The sequence below is a fragment of the Thermococcus sp. genome (genome assembly GCF_027066465.1).
Classification (GTDB): domain Archaea; phylum Methanobacteriota_B; class Thermococci; order Thermococcales; family Thermococcaceae; genus Thermococcus.
Map to the genome: position 1 here is coordinate 1 of NZ_JAMONU010000084.1, position 12,187 is coordinate 12,187.

The window sequence follows — 12,187 nt, forward strand, 5'->3', positions numbered from 1 at the left end:
CTCGTGCTGGGGAAGCTGGTAAGGGTTTTGCGGTTGTTGCCGAGGAAATCAGGAAACTCGCAGAAGAAAGCAAAAAAGCCGCAGACAACATAAGAAACATAGTCGAACAGATAACGAGGGAAATCCAGAAAGCCGCGGGAAGCACTGAGAAAGGAGCCTCGGTCGTGCGGAGAAGCGCCGAAGACCTGAGGGAAACCATAGGGTACCTCTCAAGGATAGCGGACATGCTCCAGGGAACGAGGGGGACGATGGAAGAGCTGAGGGAGAAGGTTCTTCGGACCGAGAAGGAAGTTGAGGAGACCCTCCGCTCCCTTGAAGACCTCTTGGAGAGCGCCAGGGAAATGGCGTCTTCCGCGGAAAAGGTCAGCTCGGCGGTGGAGGAACAGACTATCGTCACGGAGGAGCTTGAGGAGACGGCGAAGGAAGTTGAGGGAATCGCCGCCCGCTTGAAGAACGCGGTCGGCCGGTTCAGGCTCTGAGGGGGTGAGGGTATGGAGTGGGCGACCCTCGGCGTCATCGCGGGTGCCGTTGTTGGGGGAATCCTCATCGGCACGTACGCCGTCACAAGGGCCGTTCTGAACAGCCTGAGGGAGGCGTACGTCGGGGAACAGAAGACCGCCGAGGGGATGGACCAGAAGGGAAAGCCCGAGGAGAGGACTGAAACGCGGGAGAAGACCCAGGGAGTGAACGAGGAGGAGCTTGTAAAAAGGCTCCGCGAAGTAATAGAGGTGAAGGTTCAGCGGGTTCTCGACGAAGCCAAGACCAAAAAGGAACGGCTGCTCCTGCTCCTTGACGTAGCAAGGGGCTACGCTCTCGGATACGTCAGCGAGGACGAATACAACGCCTTCCTCTCAAAGGTTCTCAGTGAACTTGAGGAGTTCAAGAGGCTGTGGCTCGCCCGGTTTCCAAGCCAGAGGGACCGGGACAAGCTGAACCAGATGATAGGATACGTGGCGAAGACAAAGCTTCCAATCGTTGCAAAGGGGAAGGACGGAAAGACGATTACACTGCCGCCCGAGGAGGCTCTGATTAAGATTACAAACAGCATAAACGGTGCGGTGGCTCTGCTCGATGAGATGATTGCTTCACGCGGAGACAACCCCGCGATAACGCCCCTCGAGGTCAGACTCCAGCAGGAATGCGAGAGGCTCAGGGAGAAGGTTAAAAGGCTTGAGAAACAACTCGAAGAGTGTCAGTCGCTGAGCTGAGGCAGGTGGGCCAGATGGCCGTAACGGAGACGAGGGTGAAAGCGGCGGTGGTGTCTTCGTGGAAAGGCTCGGGCAGGGTAAACTGGAGGGACGCGATAGGGGTTATCCTGCACGACAGACTCGTCCTCAAGTACCTCAAGATGGGTGAGATAGTTGGGGAGGACAGCTTTCCGTTTTCCACCCTCACGGACATCTCAATTAAAGTTCCGGACACCCACAAACTGAACCCCGAGAGGGAGCACTTCGGGATGAAGTTCTACATTCCCAACAGGGGCGAGCTGACGGTTATCCTGACCATAGGAAACAACCTGCTAATCTACGATGAAAAGAAGTTCAGCGAGTTCGTGCATACAATATTCGAGACCCTAATCAACGGGAAGAGCGTGAAGATACAGCTGGCGAGAATTAAGGGGGGCGCCCTGAACCTTGATTCCAAGTGGGAGGACGGCTCCCTACGGATAATCTCCGTAACTTCTGCCAAGACCGGAAAAAAGGAGCGCAACATCGTCGTCCTCGACAGGAACATGAAGCCGGTGCCGATATTCTCGGACGTCGAAGACATGGACTTGGAGGAGGTCGAGCTGAACGGTCAGAAGGTCATAGCGTGGAAAATCAAACACTTCCACATCAGCGAGACCGTTACGTCCTACCTCTACATACCGGAGAAGAGAACAAGGCTCTACGTCCTTCGATACCTCATGAAATACGTTCCCAGCTACTTCGAATTCATAATAAAGCTCTCAAAGGAGTTTCCCGAGCTGGAGGCCGAGTTCAAGGAGTTCGTGGAGAAGGAACTCAAGGAACTGCAGAGCCTCGACGAGATTGAAAAGCAGATTCTCATGGCGCTTTACTCGGGGCTTAACCCCCTTGAGATACACCAGTTCCTGGGGATAAGCGAGAGGGAGCTTGAGGAGATATACGACAAGATGATTGACAGGGGGCTTCTGAAGATAGTCATGATAAGAAAGGTCGTTGAGCTGACAAGGGAGGGGAGAAAAATAGTGAACAAACTCATCGAATACGGGTTAGTATCAATGTGAGGAGCACCGCGAGGAGGACAACCAGACCCGGACCGCAGATTTTTCTGTTCTCCCCGCTCTTGAAGGCGTTGAGGTCAATCACGTAGAACGTTGAGCTTGCGGTTCCGAAGACGGCCCTGTTGCCGAAGGCGGAGATGCTCCTCACGTAGCCAGTGTTCGGAACCTGGCCGATGACCTTGCCGGTATCGGGGTCGAGGACGTAAAGCGAGCCGACGCTGTAAACGTAGGTGGTTCCGTTTTCAGACTTCTTTTCGAACTCCCCAACACCCGCCAGGAGGAGACCGTCGGCGTAGTAGAGAACTTTAGCACGGTACGGGAGGAGGGTTTTCCACTTGACCTTACCGGAGGGAAGCTCGACGGCCTCGACGGTTCCGTTCTTCCCGTTGTACCCGCTCACGTACGCTGTGTTCCCTTCGATTACAATGTCTTCAACGTAGAAAGCGCTTTCATTGAGCAGTACGCGTCCACCGGGAGACACAACGTAGAGGTTGCCGCTTCCTTTACCGAACCCCGTTCCGAAAACCGCGTTTCCGTCCCAGACTTCCAGGTCCCTAACCCAGTGCCCAACCTCAACCTTCCAGAGGAGCTTCCCTTCGGGTGATATCCCGTAGAGTGCCCCGAACTGGACGGGGCCTGCGTAACCGGAGGGGAAGCCTGAGGAGGCGTATATAACGCCCTTTCCAACGCGAACTCTCGTGAGCATGTCGCTTACGTTAAGCTCCCAGAGGTTGAAGCTGACGTTGGAGGAGTTAAAGGTCCCGGCGTAAACGTGTCCCACGAAGGTATAGGAGCCGTTTCCGGGATAGAAGTCGCCGTCAACGGCGTAAACCCTGTTCCCCGAGACGACGAAGTCGTAGAGCTTGTTCGTTGTGTCCGCTTGGGCAACTATGCTCCCGTTGTTGCCGAAGAGGAGAACGCCCGCGAGGCTTCCCACGAGAACCTCTCCGCCCACTGGAATGACCTTGACAACGTAGCCGGAAGACTCGTTCCACAGGCGCGTTCCGTTCAGGTCGAAGGCCGCTAGCCTGCCGAGGTAGTATATGGCTATAACCTTCCCCGAGTTCACAACCTGCCTGTATGAACACGCGGCGTAAACCGTGCTGTTTGTGATTGCAACGGCCTCTATGCTCTTCTGATATGTTACGTCGCTGCATACACTCCCCTTCCACAGAACGGGGTTCTCAGCGGCGCTGACGGCACCGAGAACCAGAAGCGAGAGAACCGCAATGGCCACAACTGAAACGCGCCGTTTCATAGCCCATCCCACGAGTGAGTGGTGAAAAGCTTATATAAATCTTTGCAGTAAAAATTCAAGGTGGTTCAATGGACGAGATGGACCTCAGGGAAGCCCTCGCTACCGGAGAGAAGCTCCAGGAGATTGTCGCCATGGCAACGGCGAACAGGGAAGTTTTCAAGGAGGTCATCAAACTGCTCGACGACGACCTGTGGACTGTCCAGAAAAACGCCCTCAGGGTTGTAACCGAAGTGATAAGGGAGTTCCCGGAGCTTTACGACTCACTGCTGACGAAGCTCATGGTCATGCTCAGAAAAAGCGAGGCAGTGCCGCTGACTCAGGAGATAGCAAAGGCCTTTGGAGTTCTCGCGGAGCTGACACCCGAGAGCGTGTCGAGGATAGTCCCGGTGATATTCGCCAACTACCGCATTGGGGACCCCAAAATAAAGGTCAACTCAATCTACGTCCTTGAGGAGATTATGAGGGTGAAGCCAGAGCTTCTCGGAAACGTCTTCAAAGACCTGAGCTTCATGCTAATCTCGAAGGACCCGGCCGATAAGCTCGCCGCCCTGAACTTCATCTCCGCCCTGAGCGAAAACGGACTGAGGTACGTTACCCCGTTTCTGCCCAAGCTCTTTGCCCTGCTCCACGACAGGGACGAAGTTGTGAGGGCCAGCACCGTTGAAACGCTTGTTGCAATATCGGAAACCAATGATAAATTGAGGAAAATCGTTATCTCAAAGCTGAAGGAGATGGAAGGCGAACAGAGCGAACTCGTGAAGAAGAAGGTCGATGAGGGACTTTCAAAGCTCCTCCTCAGGGAGGGATGACTCCCCAAGAAGCGCCTTGAGCGTCTCCCTGAGCTTCTCGTTCTCGGCCCTCAGCTTGGCGTTTTCCTCCCTGAGGGATTCCACCTCCGCAAGCATTCCCTTAATCTCGTTTACGGCCCTCTCAAGCTTTGACTTTGGAACGAACTGCCTTTTAATGGCCTCAATGGCGCTGAACACGTTTGACTCCCCTGTGAGTTCCCTGAGCTGGGCCTCAACCTCCCTGAGGGTCTTTAAGGCGGTCTCATACCTCTTCATCTTCTCGCTGAGCGACTCCACCCTCTCCGCAACCTCTTGGAGGGAAGAGAGCCTCTTCCTCAGTGATTCTACCTCTTTTTCCTTCTCTGAAAGCTTTCTTTTGAGAACATCGTTTTCTCTGGCTTTCCTTTTGAGTTCAACGTTTTCCCTGACGAGTTCCTCGTAGTGTTCCTGCAACTCCCTCAAGGCCCTGGCAAGCTCAACGCTTACCCCGAGAACGTCGCGCTTCAGCTCCTCTTTGAGTGCCTCAATCCTCTCCTCAACGAGGGAGCGGATAACGTCCTCCGTTTTCTTTCCGTAGCTCTCCTCAAGGCGGGCAAACAGCTGAGCCGGTAGCCTCTCAAGCTTCTCCTCAAGTTCGTTTATACGCGGAACGACGTATTCAAGACTGTTAAGAAAGAGGGTTCTCTGCTCAAGCTCCGCAATTCTGTTCTCAAGCTCCCTGAACTTCTTTTCAGTTGAGTAGCTCAGCTCCCTGTGGGACGTCCCGAGGTCCTCAAGCTTCCTGCTCAGAAGTTCAATTCTCTCGCCAAGCCTTGACGTTTCAAGTCTAAGCTCCCGAATCACGGCCGCGACGGATTCAAGGGCCAGAAGGGAGTAATCACCGAGGTTCTCCGATTCCGGAATCGTGGACTTGACCTCGTTCCAGTTCCGCAGAGTTCGAAGTTCCCCTATAATCTCGGAGTGACGGGACTTTATGTAATCCCATGTCAACCTGTCCTTCTGGGACTTCTTGAGCATAACTACCGACCGTAAAAAATAGCCCGCGGAATCTTAAATAGCTTTTGTGTAGGTGATTACGAGAGAAAGTTAGTGGCCGGCGGCGTTCCCGGTTTCCCGCCCCCTCCCGGAGGGCAGTACACCCGGGAACGCTGGCGGGCTTAACTTCCGGGGTCGAAACGAGACCGGGTGTAACCCCGCCGCTATGGCCGCCGTGCCGGTAGTTAGTCTCCGGGATGACTTTATAAAGTTTGCGGTGTATGGTGTGCCGATGGAAGAGCTGATGGAACTCCTCAGGCTTGGGGGATACAGAGAGGCCCTGACGCCCGAGAAGAGGGTAAAGGACTTCCTGATGGAGGTTCAGAGAAAGCCCAACGGTGAAGAGGTCGAGGTTAGGGGTTTTGTCCTCCTCAGAAAACCCCCAAACGCGCCGGAAGACGCCCTCTACTACATTCTCTCCCCGGTTGCACCCTCGGAAATCGGAAAAGCGAAGAAGCTCAGGGCCTACCTGGTTCTCAGAATAGACGAGAACACCAAGGTCGGGAAACTTCATCCCGGGGAATACGTCGTGGCAAGGGGAATCCTGGATGTGTACCCCTTCGGGAACCTCAGGCTCCTCAGGGTGAGGGAGATTCAGCCCGAGAGATACTCCGAGTACTGGAAGCAGTACGCCGAGCTTGCCCTGAGCAGGTGTGAGCTTGAAGACCTCATCGAGAAAACAGTCTACGCGAACTACGAGGTCGAGCGGGCGGTCATATACACGCTTCTGAACGCCCCCCTTGTGCTCGGGGCGGAGTACTGGCAGGGGGGAGTTGCGTTCTCCACCTTCGCAGGCCTCTCGAAGAAGAGGGCCGTTCTCTCAATGTGGGAAGCCCTCAAATACATCCACTCCCTGCTGCCCTGGGAGGTCAAGCTGAGGAGGGAGAAGTGGAGCGAAGCGGAAGACGATTTCCTCGGGCTTGATTTTAAGTTCTCCAAACCCTCAACCGCTGACCTCTCGTACTACGTACCCTACAACCGTTCAATTCTCGGAAGGGAAGTTCCGGTTCCCAAGTGGGCGCTGGGCCACTTCGAGGAAAAGAGGGCCAGCTTCATGACCCCCCGGCTTAGAATGAACCCTGGAGACGAGGCGGCGGCACTCTCGGAAACGCCCTTCGTGCTCACGGAGGAGGTCGGCTACGAGAGGAACCCCGAGCTTGAGAGGCTTATGCCCAACGTAATTGCGACGGTTTTCACCGCGATGGAGAGGCTCAGCGTCCTGAATCTGCTCGAAATGGAGGACTACAGAAATAGGTTTGAGGCCTTCGTTATGAGAAACAGACTTGAACACGGGGAGCTTTTCGATGCACTAACGATTTCCGGTAAAGTCTTCAACATCAACTTGCGCTACAGACTGGGTGCGAGGCTTCTCGGCTCCATGGCGAGGTTTGAGGGAAAACTGAAGAGGGGACTCATAAGCGACCTCCTCGGCGTTTATCAGGAAATCGTCGACACCTGGATAAACGAGCTTCCAGGGGATGAGAAGGTCAGACTCCTGAAGGAATACGAGCGCTACGTTGGAACGAGCAGACTCGCGGAGATTTCACTCAGGATTTTCTCGGACCTCGAGTCAACGTCCATTGATGGCTCGGTTTCGAAGGAAGAGTTTAAGAAAACGCTGGTCGAATACGGCTTTACCGAGGGGCATGCATCAAGGATTATCGGGGAGCTTATCAGAGAGGGCTACATTTACGAGCCTTCTCCGGGCAGGCTGAAGCTGATAAGGTGGTGAAGTTGGGAAGGAGAACGAGGAAGAAGGAGCAGGGGGAGAAGAAGAGGGTTGCGAGGGAGCGGGTCGAGACCCTGTTCACTCTGGCGGAGAGGGTGTTTCCGTACAGCCCGGAACTTGCAAACAGGTACGTTGAGATAGCCCTTGCCGTCCAGCAGAAGGCCAAGATTAGACTTCCGAGGAAATGGAAGCGCCGCTACTGCAAGAGGTGCCATTCCTTCCTCGTTCCCGGAAAGAACGCGCGCGTTAGACTTAGGAGCAGGCCGTACCCCCACGTCGTCATCAAGTGCCTGAACTGCGGCCACATAATGAGGTATCCATACCTGCGGGAGAAAAAGGAGAAGAGAAGGGCCGATTAAAGCCCCTTATTTCAGCTCACCTTATTTCATCAGTGCCTGTCCTTCTTCGAACCGTGCTCCCTTATGGTGTCCATGTCGTTCCTGTAAAGCTCGTGAATGAGCTTCTTAATCTCCTTCAGGAGGAACTTGGCTTCCCTGTAGTTTCCGTTCTGGATTGCCGTTTTCAGCTGCTCGAGGAGCGGTGTAACCGTTGAGACGTTAACTCCAGCTTTCTCGAGCACCTGAATCTGGGCCTCTATCTTCTGAAGCTCAATCTCAAACTTGAAGGCCTCGTTCCTCTCCATGCACTTCATGAACTCCATGTGGGCGTCTTTGAGGGCGAACTCCGTCATGACCTGGAGCTTGAGGGCGAGCTGGTACGCCATGGTGTAGTTGCCGCTCTGGAGGCTCTGGTTAACCTGCTCCATGAGCTTCACCATCTCCCTGACCTGCTCCTTGAGCGCGGTTGAGTTCGTCATGTTGGCAATCTCCTCAAGGGCCATGAGCCTCTCGCGGACGTGCTCCATGACCCTCTCAACCTGCTCCTTCGTGACGTTGGCGGTAACTTCCTTGGCCGTGCAGTTGCACTCCCTGACCTGCTCGGCAACCTTCCTCATGAGCTTCTCCGAGACCCTGCTCTGAACCATGACCATCTCTTTAACCCCAAGCTCCTTCATTATCCTGCTCACGTTGGTCGTCGAGTTGACGTAGATTATGGCCGCCTTGTTCTGGACGGCCAGCTGAAGGGCCATCTGAATCGCGAGGCTGTCGTTGCCCGCGACAACAACGCTCGAGTTGAACTTTATCCCAAGCACCTTGCTGGCGTTCCCGATAACGGCCAGGTCAGTCTCGTACCTGTTGGCCCCCCACCAGCGGTAGACGGTTATGTTGTAGCTCTCAAGGTCGGTAACGTACTCCTCAACGACCGCATCTGGACCGCCTATGATTATCACCTGGCTCGGCGCGTAGCTCAGTATTTCAGCTGTAACGTTGGGGTCGTAGGTTCCCCACGTCGTTGTTACAACGACGGCTCCGGTTATGTTGGCGAGGTATTCGGCTATTGCTTTGTCGGCGGCGTTGTCGCTGACGAGAATTACTGTCGTGGTGGACGCTGCACTGACTTGACCAACTGCCAGCGGCATCGCCAGCATGAGCAGTCCGAACAGGACTGCCATCAACTTCTTACCCATCATGGCTCATCACCAGTATCTAATAGTGAAAAAGCCCTATTTAACCTTTTTTCACGAAATCATACCCTAATGTCGGAGTTTTCAAAAAAAGAAGCTGTTCCTTCCGTTCCCATCGTTCCCCCATCGGTCAAAGAAGGCCCTAACCGTTCCCCTACGTTCCAGCGGCTTTTATATCCCAATTTTCTCAAAAAGGAAGCACCACAAACTGCAGAAATCGTTGTGAAACGATGTGTCGGGGTTTTTATTCGACGATTGCGACGGCTCTGACGGGACTTCCGGAGCCTCCCTCGATTTTCAGGGGAAACGCCACGAAGGTGAAGGTCAGACCGAGCAGTCTCTCAAGGTTAACGAGGCTTTCGAAGACCGGAACCTCTGCACTCAGAAGAATCGTGTGAACGTTCTCGTCGCCTATGCTCATGGCATCGGTTCCAACGGCCTTTACCCCCTCGGCAACTAAGAAAAGCGCCGCCTCCGGAGAAAGCTCCCTGCCGCCCGTCAGGAGGAGAACTATTCTACCGTAGTAGCCCGAATCCGGAAGCTCTTCGAGTTCTATCATCCCCTCCCCGCTCCGAAGGTCCACCACGAAGGCTTCGCCGATGAACTTCTCAAGGGGCATCTCATCTATCGTTTTCCCACCGGGGATGAAGTGAGCCGGAGCATCGACGTGCGTCCCGGAGTGCTCACCGAGCTTGAGGGCGTTCATGTAGTAGCCGTCGCGCTCGATAAGTGCCCATGGTCGAACCTTAACACCCGGGTCCCCGGGGTACACGGGGGTTCTCTCCGAGAGGGGAAGGGATAGGTCAACTATCATGGGAACACCCATAGGAAGTCCACACACAGGATTTAAACGTTGTCCCTAAGAATGCCCAGGAGGTACTTCTTGTTGGGGAACCTCTCAATGACCTTGCCTATCGTAAGCTCTATGTCCCTTTCCACGTTCCTCGACTCCCAGCCGTGACCGGGGAGGAGAAGGTCTATCTTGAGGGTTTTGAGTATTCTCAGAGAATTGAAGTACTCCCCGAGACTGCCGGAGTCGTAGATGTTCGAAACCGTTCCGCTGGCGAAGAGGGTATCCCCTGAGAACAGGATTCTTCTCCTCGGTTCGTAGAGGCACATGCTTCCAGAGGTGTGGCCCGGGGTGTGGATTACCTTGAGAATCCACGAGCCCGCATCAACAACGTCTGCGTTGTTGAGCCACAGGTGAACCTTACTGCCCGGAAAGGACTGCCCGTGATACCTGCAGCGCATAACTTCGTCGTCACCGTAGCGTATCTTAACCGCCGAGTATTTGTAGGCCCCTATGATAGCAACGTCCTGCAGGTAGAGGTTTCCCCCGACGTGGTCGCAGTGCTCGTGGGTGTTGAGCACCAAATCGATGTCGTCCGGCCTCAGTCCCAGCTCGAGCAGGGCCTCCTCAAGCCTCGGATAGTCGCTCATTAAAGCCGTGTCAATGAGAACGTTGATGTCCGCCGTTATGAGGTAGGAAAACGCCGAGAGCTTTCCGGCCTTAATCTTGTAGAGGTTCGGCTGGACCCTTCTAACGTGAGGGTAATCGGAGGGCATGCCTTGATTAGGTTTCCCTAACCCAATAAACTTTTCGCCTTGGACAGGCTTTTTAAGAGATTTCCCCAACAACGGCCGGTGGTGGCTATGGACTGCACGAAGGATTACTGCGTCAAGGACATAGGCCTGGCCCCGAGCGGGGAGAAGAAGATTGACTGGGTCTCGCGCTTCATGCCCGTTCTCCAGACTATAAGAAAGGATTTCGAGAGGGAGAAGCCCTTCAAAGGGGTAAGAATTGCCGCAACACTTCACCTCGAGATGAAGACGGCCTTCCTGCTCCTGACTCTCAAGGCAGGGGGAGCAGAGGTTTCCGCCGCCGCCAGCAACCCGCTGAGCACACAGGATGATGTCGTCGCGGCCTTAGCCAAGGCCGGCGTCAAGGTCTATGCCATCAGGGGAGAGAGCAGGGAGGAGTACTACGAGAACATGCACAGGGCTCTGGACATAAGGCCAAACATCATAATCGATGATGGCGCGGACATGATAAGCACCGTTCACCGCGAGAGGCAGGAGCTGATAGACGAAATCTGGGGCGCGAGCGAGGAAACAACGACAGGGGTAATACGGCTCCGCGCGATGGAGAAGGACGGGGTTCTGAGGTTCCCAATCATAGCGGTGAACGACAGCTATACCAAATACCTCTTTGACAACCGCTACGGAACCGGCCAGTCCACGTGGGACGGCATAATAAGGACCACCAACCTGCTCGTCGCCGGAAAGAACGTCGTCGTTGTCGGCTACGGCTGGTGCGGAAGGGGAATAGCGATGAGGGCAAGGGGTCTCGGCGCCACGGTTATAGTCGTCGAGGTTGACCCGATTAGGGCTTTGGAAGCCAGAATGGACGGCTTCCTCGTTATGGACATGAAGGAAGCGGCAAAGGTAGGCGACATCTTCGTCACCTCGACGGGCAACATCAAGTGCATTCGCAGGGAGCACTTCGAGCTCATGAAGGACGGGGTAATACTCGCCAACGCCGGCCACTTCGACGTTGAGATATGGAAGCCCGACCTTGAGGAGCTCGCCGTCGAGATAAGCGAGCCGAGGCCCAACATCAGGGAGTACAAGCTTAAGGATGGCAGAAGGCTCTACCTCTTGGCAGATGGAAGGCTGGTCAATTTAGCGGCGGCCGACGGTCATCCGGCCGAGATTATGGACATGAGCTTCGCCCTTCAGGCGAAGGCGGCGCAGTACATCAAGGAGAACCACGAGAGGCTTGAGCCAAAGGTCTACGTCCTGCCGAGGGAGATCGACGAGATGGTCGCGAGGATTAAGCTGAACGCGATGGGAATAAAGATTGAGGAGCTTACCGAGGAGCAAAAGCGCTATTTGGAGAGCTGGGAGCACGGAACGTAGTGTAGAGGGCGTATACGTTCTCCCCTTCTTTCCACTCCCTCGTGAGCGAAAGCGTCTGCCTCTCCCAGGGGCTCATTAGGACCACTACCGAGGGTGGGGAACCCTCCCAGGGAACCTTCAGCAGAACCGGCCGGTGAACGGGTGAACCGCCGGAGAGGTCAAAGGTAACGCTTCTCTCGCTCATCTCGCGAACGTCCAGAGAGAAGGAGTCGCCAACCTTCATCGCGGTCCTTATTACGAGATAGGTCCTTTTTCCGGAGGGCTCCTCTTCATGCTTCTCGGCCAGCAGGGCCAGAACAATCACAGCGCCGATTAGGAGGGGGACGAGGAAGGCGAAGGGCAGGAAAGCCCTCGGCGAGCTTCCAAAGGAGCTCCAGCCGAGGAGAACCGCGATGAACATGAATGCAACGGGTAGCGGGGTGAGGGCCTCGGAGAGGGACTCCACAACGAGGCCGTCGTTCGAGGGGTCAGGGCCAGCACTCTCCTCAACCCAACCGAGGATTAGGAGGATTATGAATCCGGTGAACAGGACAACGAAGCCGGTGACGTAGTGACCGAGAACCGCGAAGGGAACTCCGAAAACCGCCTGAATGAGGTAAACGACCAGCGACCACTTGAAGAGGTCGAAAAGCCTTTCATAGGCGAGGACGGCAGCCAGAAGTACTATGGAGACGGAGAGAACCGAACC

The 12,187-nt window shown here is 55.0% G+C and carries 13 protein-coding genes and 1 rRNA gene; 7 read left to right on the forward strand and 7 right to left on the reverse strand.

The genetic code is table 11. The annotated features are described in order from the left end of the window. From MVK46_RS03915 to MVK46_RS03925, 3 genes are all read left to right on the forward strand, one after another. On the forward strand, positions 1-479 hold a 479-nt coding region (locus MVK46_RS03915), incomplete at its 5' end, for a methyl-accepting chemotaxis protein (protein ID WP_297535345.1). 12 nt (positions 480-491) lie between these two features. Beyond that, entirely contained in the window at positions 492-1,208 is a 717-nt protein-coding gene (locus MVK46_RS03920) for a hypothetical protein (protein ID WP_297535346.1), read from the forward strand. Between the two features lie 14 nt (positions 1,209-1,222). Beyond that, the gene (locus MVK46_RS03925) at positions 1,223-2,248 is read left to right on the forward strand and encodes a CheF family chemotaxis protein (RefSeq protein ID WP_297535347.1); all 1,026 of its coding nucleotides are present in this window, start codon (positions 1,223-1,225) and stop codon (positions 2,246-2,248) included. Here the strand turns inward: MVK46_RS03925 and MVK46_RS03930 are convergent. Then, a complete protein-coding gene (locus MVK46_RS03930; RefSeq protein ID WP_297535348.1) occupies positions 2,220-3,503 on the reverse strand; it encodes a PQQ-binding-like beta-propeller repeat protein in 1,284 nt (427 codons plus the stop codon). The two genes, MVK46_RS03925 and MVK46_RS03930, sit on opposite strands and share 29 nt — an antisense overlap. A gap of 68 nt (positions 3,504-3,571) precedes the next feature. Here MVK46_RS03930 and MVK46_RS03935 point away from each other — a divergent pair, with 68 nt between their 5' ends. Continuing rightward, positions 3,572-4,312, forward strand: a complete 741-nt coding sequence (locus MVK46_RS03935; RefSeq protein WP_297535349.1) for a PH0542 domain-containing protein — start codon at positions 3,572-3,574, stop codon at positions 4,310-4,312. Here MVK46_RS03935 and MVK46_RS03940 read toward each other — a convergent pair. Both MVK46_RS03940 and rrf read right to left on the reverse strand, forming a co-directional pair. Further along, on the reverse strand, positions 4,286-5,308 hold the full coding sequence (locus MVK46_RS03940; RefSeq protein ID WP_297535350.1) for a hypothetical protein: 1,023 nt from the start codon (positions 5,306-5,308) through the stop codon (positions 4,286-4,288). The two genes, MVK46_RS03935 and MVK46_RS03940, sit on opposite strands and share 27 nt — an antisense overlap. A gap of 74 nt (positions 5,309-5,382) precedes the next feature. Then, positions 5,383-5,504: ribosomal RNA gene (rrf, locus tag MVK46_RS03945) — 5S ribosomal RNA — on the reverse strand. Positions 5,505-5,558: 54 nt separating this feature from the next. Here rrf and MVK46_RS03950 point away from each other — a divergent pair. Both MVK46_RS03950 and MVK46_RS03955 read left to right on the forward strand, forming a co-directional pair. Next, the gene (locus MVK46_RS03950; protein WP_297535356.1) at positions 5,559-7,058 is read left to right on the forward strand and encodes a hypothetical protein; all 1,500 of its coding nucleotides are present in this window, start codon (positions 5,559-5,561) and stop codon (positions 7,056-7,058) included. A gap of 2 nt (positions 7,059-7,060) precedes the next feature. Continuing rightward, positions 7,061-7,414, forward strand: coding sequence for a ribonuclease P protein component 4 (locus tag MVK46_RS03955; protein WP_297535357.1), 354 nt, complete (start codon positions 7,061-7,063; stop codon positions 7,412-7,414). 29 nt (positions 7,415-7,443) lie between these two features. Here the strand turns inward: MVK46_RS03955 and MVK46_RS03960 are convergent, their stop codons facing one another. The 3 genes from MVK46_RS03960 to MVK46_RS03970 form a co-directional block, all read right to left on the reverse strand. After that, a complete protein-coding gene (locus tag MVK46_RS03960) occupies positions 7,444-8,583 on the reverse strand; it encodes a cell wall-binding repeat 2 family protein (protein WP_297535351.1) in 1,140 nt (379 codons plus the stop codon). 241 nt (positions 8,584-8,824) lie between these two features. After that, positions 8,825-9,394, reverse strand: a complete 570-nt coding sequence (locus MVK46_RS03965; protein WP_297535352.1) for a cyclase family protein — start codon at positions 9,392-9,394, stop codon at positions 8,825-8,827. A 32-nt stretch (positions 9,395-9,426) separates the two neighbouring features. Further along, positions 9,427-10,146, reverse strand: coding sequence for an MBL fold metallo-hydrolase (locus MVK46_RS03970; protein ID WP_297535353.1), 720 nt, complete (start codon positions 10,144-10,146; stop codon positions 9,427-9,429). A gap of 87 nt (positions 10,147-10,233) precedes the next feature. Between MVK46_RS03970 and MVK46_RS03975 the strand changes: the two genes are divergently transcribed. Continuing rightward, positions 10,234-11,499 carry an adenosylhomocysteinase gene (locus MVK46_RS03975; protein ID WP_297535354.1) on the forward strand — a complete coding sequence of 422 codons (1,266 nt, stop codon included), beginning with the start codon at positions 10,234-10,236 and terminating at the stop codon, positions 11,497-11,499. Here the strand turns inward: MVK46_RS03975 and MVK46_RS03980 are convergent. Further along, positions 11,450-12,187: hypothetical protein (locus MVK46_RS03980; protein ID WP_297535355.1), on the reverse strand; the 738-nt coding region annotated here is incomplete at its 5' end. The genes MVK46_RS03975 and MVK46_RS03980 overlap by 50 nt on opposite strands.